This window comes from Algoriphagus sp. (assembly GCF_039969895.1).
Lineage (GTDB): Bacteria > Bacteroidota > Bacteroidia > Cytophagales > Cyclobacteriaceae > Algoriphagus.
Genome location: NZ_JBDVMZ010000012.1, coordinates 1,079,581 through 1,099,139 on the forward strand (window position 1 = coordinate 1,079,581; position 19,559 = coordinate 1,099,139).

General features: G+C 41.1%; 35 protein-coding genes. All 35 read left to right on the forward strand.

The annotated features are described in order from the left end of the window. Window positions 1–34: 34 nt before the first annotated feature. The 35 genes from ABJH64_RS10780 (at window position 35) to carA (ending at window position 19,544) form a co-directional block, all read left to right on the forward strand. Window positions 35–358, forward strand: coding sequence for a DUF3467 domain-containing protein (locus ABJH64_RS10780; RefSeq protein ID WP_348298971.1), 324 nt, complete (start codon window positions 35–37; stop codon window positions 356–358). 98 nt (window positions 359–456) lie between these two features. Then, on the forward strand, window positions 457–867 hold the full coding sequence (rpsL, locus tag ABJH64_RS10785; protein ID WP_348298973.1) for a 30S ribosomal protein S12: 411 nt from the start codon (window positions 457–459) through the stop codon (window positions 865–867). 18 nt (window positions 868–885) lie between these two features. Next, window positions 886–1,353 carry a 30S ribosomal protein S7 gene (gene rpsG, locus ABJH64_RS10790; protein ID WP_283414129.1) on the forward strand — a complete coding sequence of 156 codons (468 nt, stop codon included), beginning with the start codon at window positions 886–888 and terminating at the stop codon, window positions 1,351–1,353. Window positions 1,354–1,358: 5 nt separating this feature from the next. After that, window positions 1,359–3,482, forward strand: coding sequence for an elongation factor G (fusA, locus tag ABJH64_RS10795; RefSeq protein WP_348298975.1), 2,124 nt, complete (start codon window positions 1,359–1,361; stop codon window positions 3,480–3,482). A 12-nt stretch (window positions 3,483–3,494) separates the two neighbouring features. Then, a complete protein-coding gene (gene rpsJ, locus ABJH64_RS10800; protein ID WP_008203035.1) occupies window positions 3,495–3,800 on the forward strand; it encodes a 30S ribosomal protein S10 in 306 nt (101 codons plus the stop codon). A 238-nt stretch (window positions 3,801–4,038) separates the two neighbouring features. Then, window positions 4,039–4,671 (forward strand): 50S ribosomal protein L3, encoded by a 633-nt coding sequence (rplC, locus tag ABJH64_RS10805; RefSeq protein WP_348298976.1) that lies wholly within the window; start codon window positions 4,039–4,041, stop codon window positions 4,669–4,671. A gap of 3 nt (window positions 4,672–4,674) precedes the next feature. Then, the gene (gene rplD, locus ABJH64_RS10810) at window positions 4,675–5,304 is read left to right on the forward strand and encodes a 50S ribosomal protein L4 (RefSeq protein ID WP_348298978.1); all 630 of its coding nucleotides are present in this window, start codon (window positions 4,675–4,677) and stop codon (window positions 5,302–5,304) included. Window positions 5,305–5,308: 4 nt separating this feature from the next. Then, window positions 5,309–5,596, forward strand: coding sequence for a 50S ribosomal protein L23 (gene rplW, locus ABJH64_RS10815; RefSeq protein WP_111611451.1), 288 nt, complete (start codon window positions 5,309–5,311; stop codon window positions 5,594–5,596). 13 nt (window positions 5,597–5,609) lie between these two features. Next, the gene (gene rplB, locus ABJH64_RS10820; protein ID WP_348298979.1) at window positions 5,610–6,434 is read left to right on the forward strand and encodes a 50S ribosomal protein L2; all 825 of its coding nucleotides are present in this window, start codon (window positions 5,610–5,612) and stop codon (window positions 6,432–6,434) included. A 2-nt stretch (window positions 6,435–6,436) separates the two neighbouring features. After that, window positions 6,437–6,715: a 30S ribosomal protein S19 gene (gene rpsS / locus ABJH64_RS10825; RefSeq protein WP_057939455.1), complete on the forward strand. Its 279-nt coding sequence runs from the start codon at window positions 6,437–6,439 to the stop codon at window positions 6,713–6,715. A gap of 2 nt (window positions 6,716–6,717) precedes the next feature. After that, on the forward strand, window positions 6,718–7,110 hold the full coding sequence (rplV, locus tag ABJH64_RS10830; protein WP_348274834.1) for a 50S ribosomal protein L22: 393 nt from the start codon (window positions 6,718–6,720) through the stop codon (window positions 7,108–7,110). A gap of 9 nt (window positions 7,111–7,119) precedes the next feature. Further along, on the forward strand, window positions 7,120–7,851 hold the full coding sequence (rpsC, locus tag ABJH64_RS10835) for a 30S ribosomal protein S3 (RefSeq protein ID WP_348274833.1): 732 nt from the start codon (window positions 7,120–7,122) through the stop codon (window positions 7,849–7,851). A gap of 23 nt (window positions 7,852–7,874) precedes the next feature. Further along, window positions 7,875–8,297: a 50S ribosomal protein L16 gene (rplP, locus tag ABJH64_RS10840; RefSeq protein ID WP_348274832.1), complete on the forward strand. Its 423-nt coding sequence runs from the start codon at window positions 7,875–7,877 to the stop codon at window positions 8,295–8,297. Between the two features lie 5 nt (window positions 8,298–8,302). Further along, window positions 8,303–8,485: a 50S ribosomal protein L29 gene (rpmC, locus tag ABJH64_RS10845; RefSeq protein ID WP_348274831.1), complete on the forward strand. Its 183-nt coding sequence runs from the start codon at window positions 8,303–8,305 to the stop codon at window positions 8,483–8,485. Window positions 8,486–8,503: 18 nt separating this feature from the next. Beyond that, entirely contained in the window at window positions 8,504–8,767 is a 264-nt protein-coding gene (gene rpsQ, locus ABJH64_RS10850; protein WP_348274830.1) for a 30S ribosomal protein S17, read from the forward strand. Between the two features lie 2 nt (window positions 8,768–8,769). Continuing rightward, on the forward strand, window positions 8,770–9,138 hold the full coding sequence (rplN, locus tag ABJH64_RS10855; protein WP_348274829.1) for a 50S ribosomal protein L14: 369 nt from the start codon (window positions 8,770–8,772) through the stop codon (window positions 9,136–9,138). A gap of 2 nt (window positions 9,139–9,140) precedes the next feature. Beyond that, complete coding sequence (gene rplX, locus ABJH64_RS10860; protein ID WP_348274828.1) at window positions 9,141–9,485, forward strand: 50S ribosomal protein L24; 345 nt, start codon at window positions 9,141–9,143, stop codon at window positions 9,483–9,485. Next, window positions 9,478–10,038, forward strand: a complete 561-nt coding sequence (gene rplE, locus ABJH64_RS10865) for a 50S ribosomal protein L5 (RefSeq protein WP_348274827.1) — start codon at window positions 9,478–9,480, stop codon at window positions 10,036–10,038. The genes rplX and rplE overlap by 8 nt, the downstream gene beginning before the upstream one ends. A gap of 2 nt (window positions 10,039–10,040) precedes the next feature. Next, on the forward strand, window positions 10,041–10,310 hold the full coding sequence (gene rpsN / locus ABJH64_RS10870) for a 30S ribosomal protein S14 (protein WP_057939446.1): 270 nt from the start codon (window positions 10,041–10,043) through the stop codon (window positions 10,308–10,310). Window positions 10,311–10,392: 82 nt separating this feature from the next. Then, window positions 10,393–10,788 carry a 30S ribosomal protein S8 gene (gene rpsH / locus ABJH64_RS10875; protein ID WP_057939445.1) on the forward strand — a complete coding sequence of 132 codons (396 nt, stop codon included), beginning with the start codon at window positions 10,393–10,395 and terminating at the stop codon, window positions 10,786–10,788. A 9-nt stretch (window positions 10,789–10,797) separates the two neighbouring features. Further along, window positions 10,798–11,355, forward strand: a complete 558-nt coding sequence (gene rplF / locus ABJH64_RS10880; RefSeq protein ID WP_348274826.1) for a 50S ribosomal protein L6 — start codon at window positions 10,798–10,800, stop codon at window positions 11,353–11,355. A gap of 6 nt (window positions 11,356–11,361) precedes the next feature. Further along, the gene (gene rplR, locus ABJH64_RS10885; protein ID WP_348274825.1) at window positions 11,362–11,712 is read left to right on the forward strand and encodes a 50S ribosomal protein L18; all 351 of its coding nucleotides are present in this window, start codon (window positions 11,362–11,364) and stop codon (window positions 11,710–11,712) included. Window positions 11,713–11,718: 6 nt separating this feature from the next. Beyond that, the gene (gene rpsE / locus ABJH64_RS10890) at window positions 11,719–12,237 is read left to right on the forward strand and encodes a 30S ribosomal protein S5 (RefSeq protein WP_348274824.1); all 519 of its coding nucleotides are present in this window, start codon (window positions 11,719–11,721) and stop codon (window positions 12,235–12,237) included. A 5-nt stretch (window positions 12,238–12,242) separates the two neighbouring features. Next, complete coding sequence (rpmD, locus tag ABJH64_RS10895) at window positions 12,243–12,422, forward strand: 50S ribosomal protein L30 (protein WP_348274823.1); 180 nt, start codon at window positions 12,243–12,245, stop codon at window positions 12,420–12,422. A gap of 2 nt (window positions 12,423–12,424) precedes the next feature. Next, window positions 12,425–12,871, forward strand: a complete 447-nt coding sequence (rplO, locus tag ABJH64_RS10900) for a 50S ribosomal protein L15 (RefSeq protein ID WP_348274822.1) — start codon at window positions 12,425–12,427, stop codon at window positions 12,869–12,871. Window positions 12,872–12,875: 4 nt separating this feature from the next. Further along, window positions 12,876–14,195 carry a preprotein translocase subunit SecY gene (gene secY, locus ABJH64_RS10905; RefSeq protein WP_348274821.1) on the forward strand — a complete coding sequence of 440 codons (1,320 nt, stop codon included), beginning with the start codon at window positions 12,876–12,878 and terminating at the stop codon, window positions 14,193–14,195. Between the two features lies 1 nt (window position 14,196). Continuing rightward, complete coding sequence (gene map, locus ABJH64_RS10910; RefSeq protein WP_348274820.1) at window positions 14,197–14,970, forward strand: type I methionyl aminopeptidase; 774 nt, start codon at window positions 14,197–14,199, stop codon at window positions 14,968–14,970. A 1-nt stretch (window position 14,971) separates the two neighbouring features. Further along, window positions 14,972–15,190 (forward strand): translation initiation factor IF-1, encoded by a 219-nt coding sequence (gene infA / locus ABJH64_RS10915; protein ID WP_057939437.1) that lies wholly within the window; start codon window positions 14,972–14,974, stop codon window positions 15,188–15,190. Between the two features lie 7 nt (window positions 15,191–15,197). Next, complete coding sequence (gene rpmJ, locus ABJH64_RS10920; RefSeq protein WP_082632371.1) at window positions 15,198–15,314, forward strand: 50S ribosomal protein L36; 117 nt, start codon at window positions 15,198–15,200, stop codon at window positions 15,312–15,314. Window positions 15,315–15,317: 3 nt separating this feature from the next. Further along, window positions 15,318–15,695 carry a 30S ribosomal protein S13 gene (rpsM, locus tag ABJH64_RS10925; RefSeq protein WP_057939436.1) on the forward strand — a complete coding sequence of 126 codons (378 nt, stop codon included), beginning with the start codon at window positions 15,318–15,320 and terminating at the stop codon, window positions 15,693–15,695. Between the two features lie 15 nt (window positions 15,696–15,710). Continuing rightward, window positions 15,711–16,109 carry a 30S ribosomal protein S11 gene (gene rpsK / locus ABJH64_RS10930; protein WP_057939435.1) on the forward strand — a complete coding sequence of 133 codons (399 nt, stop codon included), beginning with the start codon at window positions 15,711–15,713 and terminating at the stop codon, window positions 16,107–16,109. 18 nt (window positions 16,110–16,127) lie between these two features. Then, window positions 16,128–16,733, forward strand: a complete 606-nt coding sequence (rpsD, locus tag ABJH64_RS10935; RefSeq protein WP_348274819.1) for a 30S ribosomal protein S4 — start codon at window positions 16,128–16,130, stop codon at window positions 16,731–16,733. Between the two features lie 39 nt (window positions 16,734–16,772). Further along, window positions 16,773–17,762, forward strand: coding sequence for a DNA-directed RNA polymerase subunit alpha (locus ABJH64_RS10940; RefSeq protein ID WP_348274818.1), 990 nt, complete (start codon window positions 16,773–16,775; stop codon window positions 17,760–17,762). Window positions 17,763–17,768: 6 nt separating this feature from the next. After that, a complete protein-coding gene (gene rplQ / locus ABJH64_RS10945; protein WP_348274817.1) occupies window positions 17,769–18,326 on the forward strand; it encodes a 50S ribosomal protein L17 in 558 nt (185 codons plus the stop codon). A 120-nt stretch (window positions 18,327–18,446) separates the two neighbouring features. After that, window positions 18,447–19,544, forward strand: a complete 1,098-nt coding sequence (carA, locus tag ABJH64_RS10950; protein WP_348274816.1) for a glutamine-hydrolyzing carbamoyl-phosphate synthase small subunit — start codon at window positions 18,447–18,449, stop codon at window positions 19,542–19,544. Window positions 19,545–19,559: the final 15 nt, after the last annotated feature.

Below are 19,559 nucleotides of genomic sequence, written 5' to 3' on the forward strand. Positions count from 1 at the left end.
TTCACGACAGGCCTTTTTTTAATCTATACAAACCATGCAAGACGACAATCTAAATAAAAAAGCAGATCAGCAGATCAACGTGGAGCTTTCAGAAGAAGTAGCTGAGGGAGTTTATTCAAATTTGGCTATGATCGCACATTCCAATTCTGAATTTGTGATCGATTTTATCCGCCTGATGCCAGGTGTACCGAAGGCAAAAGTAAAGTCAAGAATTATAGTAACTCCAGACCACGCGAAGCGTTTGCTTTCTGCACTCAAAGATAATATTGAGAAGTATGAAGCTGCCTTTGGAAAGATCAACCAATCAGGAGGTGCACCTCAGTTTCCCATTAGTTTCGGGACGCCGGGTGAAGCCTAGCAAAAATATAACTGCTTAGCTTTGTTACTCTTATTACTTTGTTTACCTTTGCAGTCCAAAATTTAACAGTTTACGGGAAAACTAAATTTTATCAGTTAATGCCTACTATTCAACAATTAGTACGAAAAGGTAGAGTGACACTGGAGACCAAATCAAAATCAAGAGCTTTGGATGCTTGTCCACAGCGAAGAGGGGTTTGTACCAGAGTTTACACTACAACCCCTAAGAAGCCAAACTCTGCAATGAGAAAAGTGGCGAGGGTGAGATTGACAAACGGAAAAGAAGTGAATGCTTACATTCCTGGAGAAGGTCACAATCTACAAGAGCACTCGATCGTCTTGATCAGAGGTGGTCGTGTAAAAGATCTACCAGGTGTGAGATATCACATCATCCGAGGTGCACTAGATACCGCAGGAGTTAAAGACCGTAAGCAAGGTCGCTCTAAGTATGGTGCTAAAAGACCGAAAGCAGGTAAGGGTGCTCCAGCTGCTCCGGCAAAGAAAAAATAATCATAACAGTTAGAAAAAATGAGAAAAGCGAAACCAAAGAAGAGATATATTCTTCCTGATCCAAAGTTCAACGATACGCTAGTAACTAGATTCGTGAACAACCTAATGGTCGACGGGAAGAAGAGTATTGCTTACAGAATTTTCTACGATGCAGTAGAGAAAGTTGAGGAAAAAGTAGGTGAGAATGGTCTTGAAGTTTGGAAAAAAGCGCTAAACAATATTTCTCCATCCGTTGAGGTGAAGAGTCGTAGAGTTGGTGGTGCTACATTCCAGGTTCCAATGGAGGTCCGTCCTGACAGAAAGGTTGCATTGGGAATGAAATGGATGATCAGCTACGCCAGAAGAAGAGGTGAGAAAACAATGATGGACAGACTAGCTGGCGAAATTATCGCTGCTTCCAAAGGCGAAGGTGCCGGTGTGAAGAAGAAAGATGATACGCACAGAATGGCTGAAGCCAACAAAGCATTCTCCCACTTTAGATTTTAATCATAATGGCTAAAAGAGATTTAACACTCACCAGAAACATAGGTATTGCTGCGCATATTGATGCGGGTAAAACTACTACGACAGAACGAATTCTTTTTTATTCGGGCGTATCTCACAAAATAGGTGAGGTTCACGACGGTGCTGCCACCATGGACTGGATGGCTCAGGAGCAGGAGAGAGGTATTACTATTACTTCTGCTGCAACTACCGTTTTTTGGAATTACAGAGAGAAAAAATACCAAATCAACATCATCGATACTCCCGGTCACGTTGATTTTACTGTTGAAGTAAACAGATCACTTCGTGTTCTCGATGGATTGGTATTCCTTTTCAGTGCTGTAGATGGCGTAGAGCCTCAGTCCGAGACTAACTGGAGACTTGCGGATAACTACAAAGTTGCTCGTATTGGCTTCGTAAATAAAATGGACCGTGCCGGCGCAAACTTCCTAGAAGTGTGTAAGCAGGTGAAAGAAATGCTAGGCAGCTATGCTGTACCATTGCAGCTTCCTATCGGTGCAGAAGATAAATTCCGTGGAGTAGTTGATCTAATCAACAACAGAGGTATCGTATGGAATGAGGATGATTTCGGAATGACTTTCGAGGAAGTTCCAATTCCGGAAGATATGATTGACGAAGTAGCGGAATACAGAGAGTACTTGCTTGAAGCAGTTGCTGATTATGACGAATCATTGATGGAGAAATTCTTCGAAGATTCAGATTCTATCACCGAAGCAGAGATCCTTACCGCTTTGAGAAAGGCAGTAATTGATATGAAGATTGTACCTATGGTATGTGGCTCTTCTTTCAAGAACAAGGGGGTTCAGACTATGCTAGATCTAGTTATGGAATTGCTTCCTTCTCCGATGGATAAGGACGATATCATTGCTCATGATGTAGATGATGAGGATAAAGATGTAAGAATCTCTCCAGATGAGACTGAGCCTTTCACAGGCCTAGCTTTCAAAATCGCTACAGATCCATTTGTAGGTCGTCTATGCTTCGTTAGAGCTTATTCTGGAATCTTGAATTCTGGTTCTTACATATTCAATAGCCGCTCTGGTAATAAAGAGCGTATCTCCAGAGTATTCCAAATGCATGCTAATAAGCAAAACCAAATCGATGCCCTAAGAGCAGGTGATATTGGTGCAGTGGTAGGCTTTAAAGATATTAAAACTGGAGATACACTTTGCGACGAAAGCCGTAAGGTAGTATTGGAATCAATGGTATTCCCTGAGCCAGTAATCGGATACGCTATTGAGCCTAAAACTCAGGCAGACGTTGACAAGCTAGGTATGGCCATCGCCAAACTAGTGGAAGAAGATCCTACTCTTCAGGTAAATACTGATCACGAAACTGGTCAGACAATCCTTAGAGGTATGGGTGAACTTCACCTAGATATCATCATTGACCGTTTGAAGAGAGAATTTAAGGTTGAGATTAACCAGGGTGCTCCTCAGGTAGCTTACAAAGAAGCTTTATTTGGTTCAGTTGAACACAAAGAAGTTTACAAGAAGCAGACAGGTGGTAAAGGTAAATTTGCTGATATTTCCTTTGAGCTTAGCCCTAGAGATCCAGATCCGGAGACTGGAGAGATCAAGCCAGGACTTGACTTCGTTAACGCGATTGTAGGTGGTGTTATTCCTAAGGAATTCATCCCTTCTATTCAGAAAGGATTTGCTGAATCCATGAAAAATGGTCCATTGGCAGGTTACCCTATTGAATCTATGAAAGTGAGATTGTTCCACGGATCATTCCACGATGTCGATTCAGATGCCCTTTCTTTCGAATTGGCAGCTAGACTTGGTTTCAAAGACGCGGCTAAGAAGTGTAAGCCACAGTTGCTAGAGCCTATCATGGCAGTTGATGTAGTAACTCCTGATGAGTACACTGGTCCTATCACTGGTGACTTGAACAGAAGAAGAGGTTTGATGAAAGGAATGGATACCAAAGGTACTTCTTCCGTGATCAAAGCTTCTGTACCATTGTCTGAGTTGTTTGGTTATATCACTGACCTTAGAACGATCACCTCTGGTAGAGCTACGGCTTCATTGACATTCTCTCACTACGAGTCAGTGCCTAACAACATTGCCGAAGGTGTAATTGCTACAGTAAAAGGTCAGAAGGACTAAATAATATTTGCGATGAATCAGAAAATTAGAATAAAACTAAAATCATACGATCACAGCCTGGTGGATAAGTCATCAGAGAAGATCGTGAAAGCAGTGAAAGCCACTGGTGCAGTAGTAGTGGGACCTATTCCATTGCCTACAAAGAAGGAGAAATTCACAGTATTGAAATCTCCACACGTATCTAAAAAAGCTAGAGATCAATACCAACTTTGTACTTACAAGAGATTGGTAGATATCTACTCTAACTCCTCAAAAACTGTGGATGCTTTGATGAAAATCGAGCTTCCAAGTGGAGTTGATGTAGAGATCAAAGTTTGATCGTACTGGATTAAATTAATAAAAACCTGCTTTTCGAAGCAGGTTTTTTTTGCTCTTATGGTATCCAAGGGCCTTTTGGCTTATATAAATGCCTGAGGCACAATCGAAATATTTCATAATACATCGAAAATTTAGGATTTCGGATTTGTTGCAGAATTTTATTTCAGTAACTTTGCAGTCCTTTAAAAGGAGCCCCGGCAGACAAATGCTTGTGGGTTATTATATTATCTTATAAAAGATGTCTGGTATAATAGGTAGAAAAGTAGGAATGACTAGCATTTTCAGTGCCGATGGACGTAACGTCGCATGCACGCTAATAGAAGCTGGTCCTTGCGTAGTGACGCAAGTAAAAAACGTCGAGACAGACGGGTACAATGCCGTGCAGTTGGGTTATGGTGAGCGTAAAGAGAAAAATACGCCTAAGCCATTAATCGGTCATTTCAAAAAGGCTGGTACAACTCCAAAGCACAAAGTTGTTGAGTTCAGAGATTTCAGGGTCGAGTTTGAAGGCCAGGTTAATCTAGGAGCTACTGTGAAGGCTGGTGAAGTATTTATCGAAGGCGACTTCGTAGATGCAATCGGAACTTCAAAAGGTAAAGGATTCCAGGGTGTGGTAAAGCGTCACGGTTTTGGTGGTGTGGGTGGACAAACTCACGGTCAGCACAACAGAGGCAGACACCCAGGTTCAATTGGTGCATGTTCTTGGCCATCCAGAGTATTCAAAGGAATGAGAATGGCTGGTAGAATGGGCGGAGACAGAGTGAAGGTGGTCAACCTCAGAGTGTTGAAAATCTATGCTGACAAAAACCTACTATTGGTTTCTGGTTCTGTACCTGGTCCTAAAAATTCTTTCGTTATTCTAGAGAAGTAAGCCATGGAATTAGCAGTAATTAATCAAAAAGGAGAAGACACAGGTAGAAAAATCAGCTTGTCTGATGAGATCTTCGCTATCGTACCTAACGACCACGCGATCTACCTTGATGTAAAGCAGTACTTGGCTAACCAAAGACAAGGTACGCACAAGTCAAAAGAGAGAAATGAGATAGCTGGCTCTACTCGTAAGATCAAGAAGCAAAAGGGCACTGGTAGTGCACGTGCAGGATCTATTAAGTCGCCACTATTCCGAGGAGGAGGAAGAGTTTTTGGCCCACAGCCTAGAGACTATTCTTTCAAATTGAATAAAAAGGTAAAACAACTAGCCAGAAAATCTGCACTTGCTTATAAAGTGAAAGATAACAGCTTATCAGTTTTGGAAAGCATTTCATTTGACTCTCCAAAAACTAAGAGCTACTTGGCTTTGCTGGACGGTTTGTCCTTAGCAGATAAGAAAACACTCCTAGTACTTCCTGAGGAAAATACTAACGTATTCTTGTCAAGCAGAAACCTTCCAAAGGCGAAAGTTGTGACTGTAAATGATGTAAATACTTACCAATTGCTGAACGCGGATCACCTAGTGCTTTGTGAAGGCTCTATCAGTAAGTTGGAAACCATTTTATCGAAATAAGACAATGGATATTCTAAAGCAGCCTTTAATTACAGAGAAGATTTCTGCCATGAACGAAAGAGGCGTTTATGGATTCATCGTGGAAAAAACTGCGAAGAAACCAGAGATCAAACTAGCAGTAGAAAAAACGTTTGGTGTGAAAGTGGTTTCTATTAGAACCATCAGATATGCTGCAAAGCATAAATCTAGATACACTAAAGCGAAAGTGGTTTCAGGCTTTACCAATGCTTTTAAGAAAGCAATCGTGCAAGTAGCCGATGGTGAAGTGATTGATTTTTACGGAGAAATTTAATTGAATCTATATCATGGCAATTAAAAAGTTGAAGCCTGTAACTCCAGGAACAAGATTCAGAGTAGCTCCAGCATTCGACGAGATTACAGCGTCGAAGCCGGAAAAATCTCTTCTTGCTTCTATCAAGAAGTCAGGTGGACGAAACAATGAAGGCAAAATGACTGTCCGCAACATCGGTGGTGGTCATAAGAGAAGACTACGTATTGTAGACTTCAAAAGAAACAAGTTTGGTGTACCAGCAGTAGTTAAGTCTATAGAGTATGATCCAAACAGAACGGCACGTCTCGCCCTACTATATTACGCAGATGGTGCTAAGGCCTACATTATCGCCCCGGAAGGTCTGTCAGTAGGACAGACAGTGATTTCCGGTGAGCAAGTTGCTCCAGAAGTTGGCAACGCCATGCCAGTGGTCAATATTCCAATGGGTACAATCGTACACTGCGTGGAATTGAAGCCAGGTAAAGGTGCTGCAATGGTAAGAAGTGCAGGAGGTTATGCTCAGATTGTAGCTCGTGACGGCAAATACGTGACTGTAAAGCTTCCATCTGGTGAGATGAGACTTGTGCTTAATACGTGCATGGCTACTGTTGGAACAGTTTCTAACGGGGATCACATGAACGTAGTATTGGGTAAAGCTGGTCGTAAGAGATGGCTCGGAGCTCGTCCTCGTGTAAGAGGGGTAGCAATGAACCCAGTAGATCACCCTATGGGTGGTGGTGAAGGTCGTTCTTCTGGAGGACACCCTAGATCTAGAAAAGGTCTATTGTCTAAAGGTAAGAAAACAAGATCACCTAAGAAGTATTCAAACAAGTTCATCGTAAGCAAAAGATCTAAATAATTATGGCACGTTCATTAAAAAAAGGTCCTTATATCGAGCACCATCTTGTGAAGAAAGTGGATGCTCAGAACGAATCAGGCAAGAAATCGGTAATCAAGACTTGGTCAAGAAAATCTATGATTTCACCAGATTTCGTAGGACATACCTTCGCTGTGCATAATGGGAATAAATTTATCCCTGTATTTGTAACAGACAACATGGTAGGTCATAAGCTAGGTGAATTTGCTCCTACCAGAAATTTCAGAGGCCACATTGCCAAAAAAGATAAAGGAAAGAGATAATCATGGAAGCATTAGCAAAATTAAATAATGTACCTACATCTCCGCGTAAGATGCGCCTTGTGGCTGACCTTGTCAGAGGCAAGAGAGTAGGAATGGCACTTAGTATATTGAAGTTCACTCCTAATCATGGAGCAGCTCGACTTGAGAAGTTGTTGCTTTCCGCTGTAGCCAACTGGCAAGCGAAAAATCCGGATGCCAAACTAGAAGAGGCTGATCTATTTATCAAAACTGTCATGGTAGATGAAGGTAGAATGCTTAAGAGATTAAGACCAGCTCCTCAAGGTAGAGGCCATAGAATCCGAAAGAGATCAAATCATGTAACCCTAGTAGTTGATTCTTTCACTACTCAGGATGTTACCGCTGATGTAGTAGAAACAAACGAAAAGGCAAATTAAGAACAGACTATGGGACAAAAGATCAACCCAATAGGATTTAGACTTGGTGTAGTCAAAGGCTGGGATTCCAACTGGTATGGTGGGAAGGACTTTGCTGAAAAACTATACGAAGATCAGCAAATCCGTAAGTACGTCCTTGCCAGAATTCCTAAGGGAGGTATTTCTAAGGTGATTATCGAGCGTACGCTTAAGAGAATCACACTTACGATACATACTGCCCGACCAGGTGTTGTAATTGGTAAAGGTGGAGCCGAAGTAGATAAACTGAAAGAAGAACTTAAGAATATCACCAATAAGGATATTCAGATTAATATCTTCGAAATCAAGCGTCCGGAATTGGATGCGAAATTGGTAGGTGAATCAATCGCTCAGCAGCTTCAAGCAAGAATTTCTTTCAGAAGAGCTATGAAGCAAGCAATAGCAGCATCCATGAGAGTGGGAGCGGAAGGAATTAAAGTTAAACTTTCTGGACGTCTAGGCGGAGCTGAAATGGCCCGTTCTGAAATGTACAAAGAAGGAAGAATTCCTCTTCACACATTGAGAGCAGATATAGATTACGCACTTTCAGAAGCCCTTACGGTTTATGGATTGATCGGAATCAAAGTCTGGATCTTCAAAGGTGAAGTGTACGGTAAAAGAGATCTTTCTCCTAATCAGGGAGCTGCAAATGAGCCTAAAGGTGCTCGTAATGCTGGCCCTAAGAGAAATGATGGTCCAAGACGAAGAAAAAGAAATAACTAATTTTCACCCATAAGTGAGAACTCATGTTACAGCCAAAAAGAACTAAATATAGGAAAATGCAAAAGGGCCGTGTCAAAGGCATTGCACAAAGAGGGCATACGCTTTCTTTCGGCAACTTTGGCATCAAATCCCTTGAGCCAGGATGGATCACATCCCGTCAGATCGAGGCAGCTCGTATCGCAATGACGAGAGCAATGAAAAGAGAAGGACAGGTTTGGATCAGAATTTTCCCTGACAAGCCTATCACTAAGAAGCCCGCAGAGGTTCGTATGGGTAAAGGTAAAGGAGCTCCAGAATACTGGGTTGCCGTTATCAAACCAGGAACGATCCTTTTCGAAGCTACAGGCGTGAGCCTGGAGACAGCTCAGGAGGCGTTGAGACTTGCACAGCAGAAATTGCCTGTAAGTACCAGATTTATTGTTCGTAGAGATTACGCTGAATTATAAGCACTATGAAAAACACAGAAATCAATTCACTTTCAACAAGTGAAATCGCCGAGCGACTAGTCGCAGAACAGGAGAATCTAACCAAACTTAGGTTTGCGCACTCGATTTCTCCAATAGAGAATCCTAACAGAATCCGCGAGACCAAGCGCTTTATCGCAAGATTAAAGACTGCATTGGCTGCCAAATAACTAGCTAACCTAAAGAATATGGCTACGATAGAGAGAAATCTTCGAAAAGAAAGAATTGGTAAGGTGGTAAGTAACAAGATGGATAAATCCATCACCGTATTGATCGAGCGTCGCGTAAAGCATGCCATCTACGGTAAGTTCGTTACCAAAACAACCAAATTTATGGCTCATGACGAGACCAATGATTGTAACCCAGGTGACTTGGTGAAAATCAGCGAGACTCGTCCGCTGAGTAAAAACAAGCGTTGGAGAGTAGTTGAAATTATTGAAAGGGCTAAGTAATTATGATCCAGCAAGAATCTAGACTAAGTGTTGCGGATAACTCTGGTGCCAAAGAGGTATTAGTAATCCGCGTATTGGGAGGAACAAAAAAGAGATATGCTACTATCGGTGATAAAGTCGTAGTAACAGTAAAATCAGCTTTGTCTTCCAGCAGCATGAAAAAAGGTACCGTGTCAAGAGCGGTAATCGTGCGTACTCGTAAAGAAATAAGAAGAAAAGATGGTTCTTATATTCGTTTCGAGGATAATGCAGCTGTCCTATTGAACAACAACGACGAGCCGAGAGGCACGCGTATCTTTGGCCCAGTGGCTAGAGAGTTGAGAGAGAAGCAGTTTATGAAAATCGTTTCATTGGCTCCTGAAGTATTGTAATCATGGCAAATAAAGTGAACAAGCAAACTAAGCTTCATATCAAAACTGGTGACACTGTAAAAGTGATCTCAGGTGATGATAAAGGCAAAACAGGAAAAGTTCTTTCCGTAGATAAAGCTAAAAGCAGAGCAATCGTAGAAGGTCTTAATATGATCACTAAACATGTGAAGCCTACAGCCTCTAAGCCTCAAGGAGGAATTGACAAGAAAGAAGCTTCCATGCACATCAGTAACCTGATGCTTGTAGATCCTAAAACTGGTGATTCCACTAGGACAGGTCGCAAAGCAGGTGAGAATGGTAAATTAGTAAGGTACTCAAAGAAAACTGGGGAGGTGATCAATGGCTAATCCAAGAATCAAGCAAAAGTACATGGACGAGATCGTCCCTGCTTTGAAGGAGAAATTCCAATATACATCTATCATGCAAGTACCTAAGTTGGAGAAAATTGTTCTCAACAAAGGTATCGGAGCAGCTGTAGCTGATAAGAAATTGGTTGACCAAGGTGTAGAAGAACTTTCTTTGATCACTGGTCAGAGAGCTGTTTCTACCATTGCGAAGACTTCCGTTTCCAACTTTAAGTTGAGAGAAGGAATGCCAATCGGAGCTAAAGTTACTTTGAGAGGTCAGACCATGTACGAATTCCTAGATCGTTTGATTACAATCGCTCTTCCACGTGTGAGAGATTTCAAAGGTATTTCAGATAAAGGTTTTGACGGAAGAGGCAACTACACACTAGGTGTGCAAGAGCAAATTATCTTCCCTGAGATCAGCATCGAGAAAGTCAACAGAATTTCAGGAATGGATATTACTTTCGTCACTTCTGCTAAAACAGATGAAGAGAGTTTAGAATTGTTTAAGGCTTTCGGAATGCCTTTCGTTAAAAAAACTAAAGAAGAATAGTCATGGCAAAAGAGTCAATCAAAGCTCGTGAGAGAAAAAGAGAGCGTCTGGTAGCCAAGTATGCTGATAGAAGAGCCGCGCTGAAAGCAGCCGGTGATTATGAAGCTCTTGATAAATTGCCAAAGAACGCATCTCCAGTAAGACTTCACAACAGATGTAAGCTTACTGGCCGCCCTAAAGGCTACATGAGAAAGTTCGGTATCAACAGGGTAACCTTCAGAGAAATGGCCTCAGCAGGCAAGATCCCTGGAGTGACAAAGTCCAGCTGGTAAAATAACGACAGTAGTTTTTATTCTAAAAATCAATTCGTAACTTTGCACGCCCAAATCGGGTGTAGCTAGACTATAAAATACAATGACTGATCCAATAGCTGATTATCTGACAAGGTTGAGAAACGCCATTAAGGCCTCTCACCGAATCGTCGAAATTCCTGCTTCTAACATCAAGAAAGAGATTACAAAAGTATTGCACGACAAAGGATACATTCAGAATTACAAGTTTGAAGAAAACGGTCCTCAGGGATCTATCAAAATTGCTCTGAAATTCAATCCAGTAACAAAGCAAAACGCTATTGTAAGCCTGAAGAGAGTTAGTACGCCAGGTTTGAGAAAATATGTGAAACATACGGAGCTTCCAAGAGTAATTAATGGACTTGGAATAGCAATCGTATCCACCTCTAAAGGTGTGATGACAGACAAAGAAGCCCGTACTGAAGGTGTTGGTGGAGAAGTTCTTTGCTACGTATACTAATTTACTATCATGTCTAGAATAGGTAAAAAACCAATAAATATACCTGGCGGTGTTACTGTAGACGTCACAGACAAAGGTACTGTGACTGTTAAAGGTCCAAAGGGTACACTGGTTCAGGATGTGAATCCTGATATCACAGTGAAAGTAGAAGGCAGCGAGATCGTTGTCACTAGACCTACAGATTCCAAAAGACACAAATCTATACATGGTCTTTACAGATCTCTTATCAACAACATGGTGATAGGTGTTTCTGAAGGATACAAGAGAGATTTGGAGCTTGTGGGTGTAGGTTTTAAGGCGTCTAACCAAGGTCAGGTTCTTGAATTAAACCTTGGTTACTCTCACAACATCTTTATGTTGCTTCCTGATGAGGTGGCTCTTAAAGCTGAAACTGCAAAAGGTAAGAATCCAATCATTACCTTAGAATCTATTGATAAAGAGTTGATTGGACAAGTAGCTGCAAAAATCAGATCCCTTCGTAAGGTTGAACCTTACAAAGGAAAAGGTGTGCGCTTCGTTGGTGAACAAGTTAGACGTAAGGCTGGTAAAACTGCCGCTAAAAAATAATAGGTTATGGCATTTAATAAGAATTCCAGAAGACTTAGAATCAAGCAGGGTATCAGAAGAAAGATTTCTGGTACTGATTCCAGACCTCGTTTGTCAGTTTTCAAAAGCAATACTGGCATCTACGCTCAGCTTATCGATGACCTTAAAGGTCAGACTGTGGCACAGGCTTCTTCCAAAGAATTGGGAGCAAAAGCTAACGCTAATGTATCAGTGTCCAAAGAAGTAGGTAAAAAACTTGCTGAAAGAGCTGTTGCAAACGGAGTAGAATCCGTAGTATTTGACAGAAATGGCTACTTGTATCATGGGAATGTGAAAGCTTTGGCAGAAGGTGCCAGAGAAGGAGGCCTTAAATTTTAATAAGCTATGTCTCAACTAAGAAGAAAGCCTATCAGGGCTACAGATACAGATTTAAAGGAAAAAGTAGTTGCTATCAACCGAGTTGCCAAGGTGGTAAAAGGTGGTAGAAGATTCTCTTTTTCAGCAATTGTTGTAGTAGGAGATGGCCAAGGTGTTGTAGGTTACGGATTGGGTAAAGCCAATGAAGTAACAGATGCAATCACTAAGGGTATTGAAGATGCAAAGAAGAACTTGGTTAAAGTTCCAGTATTGAAAGGTACTATCCCTCACGAGCAAATTGGTAAATACGGTGGAGGTTTTGTTTTGATCAAACCAGCAGCAGCAGGTACAGGCGTAATCGCAGGTGGTGCAATGCGTGCTGTGTTGGAGAGTGCTGGCGTTACTGACGTACTAGCTAAATCCAAAGGATCTTCTAATCCTCACAACGTGGTAAAAGCTACTATTGAAGCTTTGGTTCAGCTTAGAGATGCAATCGCTGTTTCACAACAGAGAAGCGTTAAAATGTCTAAAGTATTTAACGGATAATCATCATGGCTAAGATCAAAATCACGCAAACCAAAAGTACCATTGATAGACCAAAGGATCAGAAAGCAACTATTGCTGCTTTAGGTCTAGGTCGTATCAGCAAGTCTGTCACCGTAGAGAATACACCACAGATTGCAGGTATGGTAAATAAAGTTAATCACCTTGTAAAAGTGGAGGAAGCTTAATTATGAAACTGCATACATTAACACCAGCTGAAGGATCTACCAAAAATCGCAAGAGAATTGGTAGAGGTACAGGTTCAGGTAGAGGTGGAACTTCTACAAGAGGTCACAAAGGAGCTAAATCAAGATCAGGTTACAAGTCTAAACTAGGTTTTGAAGGTGGTCAAATGCCGCTTCAAAGAAGAGTTCCTAAGTTTGGATTCAAAAGCTTGAATAGAGTTGAGTTCAAACCAGTAAATTTGGATACATTGCAAGGCCTTGCCGAGCAATACAATCTTGAAGTTGTCAACATGGAGACTTTAGTGTCTCATGGTATCGCTTCTAAGAATGACAAAATCAAAATCCTCGGAGGAGGTGAATTGAAGTCCAAATTAGACGTAACTGCTCATAAATTTTCGGCAACTGCAGTAGCGGCGATCGAGAAAGCGGGCGGAACGGTAAACGCAATTTAAGTTAATGAAAAAGTTTATTTCGACAGTTAAGAACATTTTCTCTATCGAAGACCTTAGAGTTAGAATCATGAATACGATCGGTTTTCTGATCATATTCAGATTAGGGTCGTTCATTGTTCTCCCTGGTGTTGATCCTTCTCGTTTGGGAGCAGCACCTGAAGGAATCTTTGGATTGATCGATACCTTCCTTGGTGGAGCGTTCAGTAACGCATCTATCTTCGGTCTAGGCATAATGCCATATATATCTGCTTCCATCGTGTTGCAGCTATTGACTGTCGGAGTACCATATTTTCAGAAAATGCAAAAAGAGGGTGAATCTGGTAGAAAAAGAATCAACCAGATCACTCGAGTTTTGACTATCCTGATCACTATTGCGCAAGGTATCGGTTATGTATCGGCTACCATTATGCCTACTGGTGCTGTGATGGTTAGCTCTACCTTATTTATGTTTAGTTCTTTAGTGTTGCTTTCTGCTGGCACCATGTTCTGCATGTGGTTAGGAGAGAAAATTACTGAGAAAGGTATAGGCAATGGTATCTCGATGCTAATTATGATCGGTATCATCTCAAGATTCCCGGGTGCTATTATAGCTGAGGGTTTGGAGAAAGGTACTTCAGGCATGTTGCTTCTTCTAATCGAAGCCGCTGTGTTGTTCTTCGTAGTAGTTGGGGTGATAGCTTTGACTGAAGCGACAAGAAGAATTCCTGTACAATACGCCAAGCAAGTCGTAGGAGGTAAAGTGTATGGCGGACAAAGACAGTATATTCCTATCAAGGTAAATGCTTCTGGTGTTATGCCAATCATCTTTGCGCAATCTTTGATGTTTGTTCCTGCGCTTATTGCACAGATTTGGGCTTCAGAGAATGATATTGCCAACTACATTGGAGCTACGTTCAGTGATTTTACTTCTTGGCAATACAATTTGCTTTTCGCAGCAATGATTATTCTTTTCACCTTCTTCTACACTGCTATTACAGTTAACCCTGAGCAAATTGCTGAAGATATGAAGAGAAACGGGGGATTTGTTCCAGGCATTAAGCCAGGCGCACCTACTTCGGAATTTATCGACGGAATTATTTCCAAGATTACACTTCCGGGATCTATTCTCTTAGCTGCAGTAGCTATACTTCCTGCTCTTGCGATTATATCGGGGGTAGGTGCTGAATTTGCTCAGTTCTATGGTGGTACCTCTTTGCTTATTATGGTAGGTGTAATCATGGATACATTGAGACAGATCGAAAGTTACTTGTTGATGAGACACTACGAAGGAATGATGAAGAGTGGTAATGTGAAGAATAATCCTTCTAATTACCAAGTTGCCTAAGATGATTCATTACAAGACTTCGGAAGAAGTTAAGTTAATTAAACAAAGTGCGGACATATTAGCCAAAGCCCATGGGGAAGTAGCGAAATATGTTAAGGAAGGAGTAAAGACTTCTTTTCTAGATAAAATTGCTGAGGAGTTTATCAGGGATCACAACGGCGTACCTTCTTTTAAGGGATACAACGGATTTCCTGCTTCACTATGTATTTCTGTGAATGAAGTAGTAGTACATGGTTTTCCCAGTGAATATGAATTGAAAGATGGCGATATAATCTCAATAGATTGTGGAGTCTTTCACCAAGGTTTTCATAGCGATTCCGCTTATACATATCCTATTGGTGAGGTCTCTCCTGCTGTTAAAGCATTATTAAAGGCCACCAGAGATTCACTTTACATTGGAATAGAGCAAGCTGTCTTTGGGAATCGGATAGGCGATGTTGGTAATGCCATTCAGAAGTTCGTCGAAGCTAAGGGCTACACTGTAGTTAGAGAGCTAGTCGGTCATGGATTGGGCAGAAGTCTTCACGAAGGTCCAGAAGTTCCCAATTATGGTAAGAAAGGAAGCGGCCCATTGTTGAAAAATGGAATGGTGATCGCAATTGAGCCCATGATAAATCTCGGAACACGAAATATTGTCCAAGAGCGGGATGGTTGGACGATTCGCACTGCGGATAGAAAACCTTCAGCACATTATGAGCACACGGTAGCGGTATTTGAAGATAGAACAGAGGTGTTGACCTCTCATAAATACATAGAAGAGAATTTTAAATTCTAATATGGCCAAGCAAACATCAATAGAGCAAGACGGTACGATTAAAGAGGCATTGTCTAATGCGATGTTCAAAGTGGAACTAGAGAATGGGCATCAGCTGATCGCTCACATATCTGGTAAGATGAGGATGAATTACATAAAAATTCTTCCTGGTGATCGAGTAAAGTTGGAACTGTCTCCCTATGATTTGAGTAAAGGCAGAATTGTATATCGATATAAATAAGACTGAGATGAAAGTAAAAACATCCATCAAAAAAAGAAGTGCTGACTGCAAGCTAATCCGTAGAAAAGGGGTATTGTATGTCATCAATAAGAAGAATCCTAAGTTTAAACAAAGACAAGGTTAAATTATGGCTAGAATTGCAGGTGTAGATATACCAGACAATAAGCGTGGCGTAATCGGACTTACTTATATCTTCGGAATAGGTAACTCTGCTGCCAAAGCTATCCTGACCAAGGCCGGTATCTCTTTCGATAAAAAAGCAGGTGAGTGGGATGACGATGAGTCAACCGCTATCCGTAACATTATCGCGGAAGAGTTCAGAACCGAAGGTGTATTAAAGTCAGAGATCCAATTGAACATCAAGCGCCTACAAGATATTGGTTGCTACAGAGGTTTGAGACACAGAAAAGGACTTCCAGTTCGTGGTCAGCATACCAAGAACAACGCCAGAACAAGGAAGGGTAAGAGAAAAACAGTTGCTAACAAGAAAAAGGCAACTAAATAAAACCTGATTTAGATTATGGCTCAGAAAAGAAACGATAAAGCAAAAGGTAAAAAAAGAGTAGTAAAAGTTGAAGCTGTAGGGCAAGCTCATATCAGAGCTTCTTTCAACAACATTATTATCTCTCTTACCAACAATGCAGGTCAAGTAATATCTTGGGCTTCTGCCGGTAAAATGGGTTTCAGAGGTTCAAAGAAAAATACTCCATACGCAGCACAGATGGCCGCGCAAAACTGTGGACAAGTAGCATATGACTTAGGTTTGAGAAAAATCGAAGTATTTGTAAAAGGTCCAGGATCAGGTCGAGAATCAGCGATCAGAACATTGCAAAATGTAGGATTGGATGTGACTACGATCATCGATGTGACTCCAATGCCGCACAACGGTTGTCGTCCACCTAAGCGTAGAAGAGTTTAATCATAAAATTGTAATACAATGGCTAGATATAGAGGTCCTAAAGCAAAGATTGCCAGAAAATTCGGCGAAGCTATAGAAGGACATAGCAAAGCACTTGCAAAGAAAAACTACCCTCCTGGCATGCACGGAAGAGGTAGAAGAAAAAAGCAGTCTGAATACGCAATCCAGCTTGCTGAGAAGCAAAAAGCAAAATACATCTACGGAGTATTGGAAAGACAATTCGCTAAGATGTTTGATATTGCTTCCAGAAAAACTGGAATTACCGGTGAAAACCTTCTTCAGCTTCTAGAAGCAAGATTGGACAACACCGTATATAGATTGGGAATATCCCCTACCAGAAGAGGTGCTAGACAGCTAGTTTCTCACAAGCACGTGCTTGTAAACGGTGAGGTAGTGAATATTCCTTCGTTTACACTTAAGCCAGGTGATGTAGTTTCTGTAAGAGAAAGATCCAAGTCTCTAGAAGCAATCACTAGTAGCTTAGCAGGTAGAGGTGCTAATAAATATTCCTGGTTAGAGTGGGATGGCACATCGTTGACCGGCAAATTCGTCAGTGTTCCAGGCAGAGATGATATTCCTGAGAATATCAAGGAGCAACTCATTGTCGAACTTTACTCTAAGTAATATTTTACTATTTTCAGCTTTTAAAAAAGAACGAGATATATGTCCATACTAGCATTTCAAATGCCCGAGAAAGTGGTAATGGAAAAAGCCGATGATTTTCATGGCCTATTCACTTTCAAACCACTCGAAAAAGGCTATGGAGTTACAATCGGTAACGCCCTGAGAAGAATTTTGCTTTCTTCCTTGGAAGGTTATGCCATCACTGCCATCAAGATTCCTGGTGTAGTGCATGAGTTTTCGACCATCGAAGGTGTAGTTGAAGACGTTACAGATATTATTTTGAACCTTAAGCAGGTTAGATTCAAGAAAGTGCATGAAGCATTTGACGGGAAAATCACTGTTGAGATTAAAAATCAATCTGTCTTCACTGCAGGGGACATTGCTAAGTTTACTTCTTCTTTCGAAATCTTGAACCCAGAGTTAGTCATCTGTCATATCGACGAGACCAAAAACTTTGAGATCGAATTGACGATGGAAAAAGGAAGAGGGTACTTACCAGCTGAAGAATCCAAACCAAAAGAGCAAATCTTCGGTACTATCGCTATTGATGCTGTTTTCACTCCTATTAAGAATGTGAAATACAGTGTAGAAAATACACGAGTAGAACAGAAGACTGACTTCGAAAAATTGATCATGGAAGTTTCTACTGATGGCTCTATCCACCCGGAGAAAGCGCTTCAGGAATCTGCCAAAATCCTTATCCAACACTTTATGTTGTTCTCTGACCAGACAATGGTTCTTGATTCAACTGGAGTAGCAGAGCCGGAGCCGATCGACGAAGAATTCTTGCATATGAGAAAGCTTCTTAAGACAAACCTTGGAGATCTAGACCTTTCGGTTAGAGCATTCAATTGTCTTAAAGCTGCTGATGTGAAGACATTGGGTGACCTTGCCAAACTAGAAATTTCTGACATGATGAAATTCAGAAACTTCGGCAAGAAATCCCTAGCTGAACTAGAGCAACTGATCCAAGAAAAAAGCCTGACCTTCGGGATGGATATTTCTAAGTATAAACTTGATGAAGAATAACAAATAATGAGACACGGTAAGAAATTTAACCACCTTGGAAGGAAGGCTGCTCATAGAAAAGCAATGCTTTCTAATATGGCAACTTCACTGATTCTTCACAAGCGTATCTCAACCACGCTTGCCAAGGCTAAAGAATTGAAGAAGTACTTGGAGCCACTGGTAACAAGAGCTAAAGAAGACACTACACACAATAGACGTATGGCCTTCGCTTATTTGAAAAATAAGGAAGCTATTATCGAACTATTCGGTGAAGTAATCTCTAAAGTAGCTACTCGTCCAGGTGGATACACCAGAATTATTAAGACTGGTTTCAGATTGGGTGATAACGCAGAAATGTGTATCATCGAATTGGTGGACTTCAACGAACTAATGTTGAAAGATGCTCAGCCTGTTAAGAAAACTACTAGAAGATCACGTAGAGGTTCTGGTAAATCTGCTGGCGCTGAGGAAACAAAAGTAACTGCTGCTCCAGCAGTGGAAGCAGCTGCTGCAAAGGATGCGGAGGAGCCTAAGGCACCGGAAGCTTCTGCTGATTCAGCTGAAGAAGAAACTGAGAACAAATAAGTTGATCAGTGGATTCACGATATTGAAAGGATTGGACATTTGTTCAATCCTTTTTTTTATACCCTTTTCATTTAACTTCCTTCCCAATAAATATTTAACTTTGGGCAATTACTTAGCAAAATGATTAAACAAAAAGCAACTTTACTCTTGGCAGATGGTACTGTCTTTCATGGTTCATTAATAGGAAACCCTGGCACAAATGGTGGCGAGATTTGCTTCAACACCGGGATGACTGGCTATCAGGAGATCTACACAGATCCATCCTATACCGGGCAAATCATTGTAACTACTACTTCTCACATTGGCAACTACGGAGTTATTGATGAAGAGGTAGAATCTGATCACCCGACGATCGGTGGTATCGTTGTCAATACCTTTTCAGATGTTTACTCTCGTCTTGACGCTTCTGGTTCATTACAGGATTACTTAGTGAGAAATGGAATCACTGGAATAGCAGATGTTGATACTCGTCAGTTGGTTAGACACCTACGCTCTAAAGGTGCTATGAATGCAATCATCAGCTCGGAATTTGAAGATGATCTCGATGGACTTCAAGCAAAACTAGACGAAGTTCCTGATATGGATGGACTGGAGCTTTCATCCACTGTCTGCACGCAAGAGCCTTATTTCATAGGTGATGAAAATTCTTCTATTAAAGTTGCCTGCATGGATTTCGGGATTAAGAAAAACATTCTTCGTAATCTTACGGATAGAGGAGTTTACTGCAAAGTTTTCCCTGCTAAAGCTACTTTGGCTGAAATGGAAGAATGGGCACCAAATGCTTATTTCCTTTCTAATGGACCTGGCGATCCAGCTGTAATGGAATATGCAGTAAAAACTACCAAGGATATTTTGGAGACCGGCAAACCTGTATTTGGGATATGCTTAGGTCATCAGCTTTTGGCTGAGGCTTGTGGCATTTCAACCTATAAAATGCACCATGGCCACCGTGGATTGAATCATCCCATCAAAAATCTTTTGACAGGAAAAAGCGAAATCACTTCCCAGAATCACGGATTTAATATTACCCGTGAGGATACCGAGCAAAATTCTGATGTAGAAATCACGCATGTACACTTGAATGATAATACTGTTGCTGGAATTCGTTTGAAAAACAAGCCTGCTTTTTCTGTGCAATATCACCCGGAATCTTCTCCAGGGCCACACGATTCCCGCTATTTGTTTGACGATTTTATTTCTTTGATCAATAAAAATTAATACCCTTAAACCTTT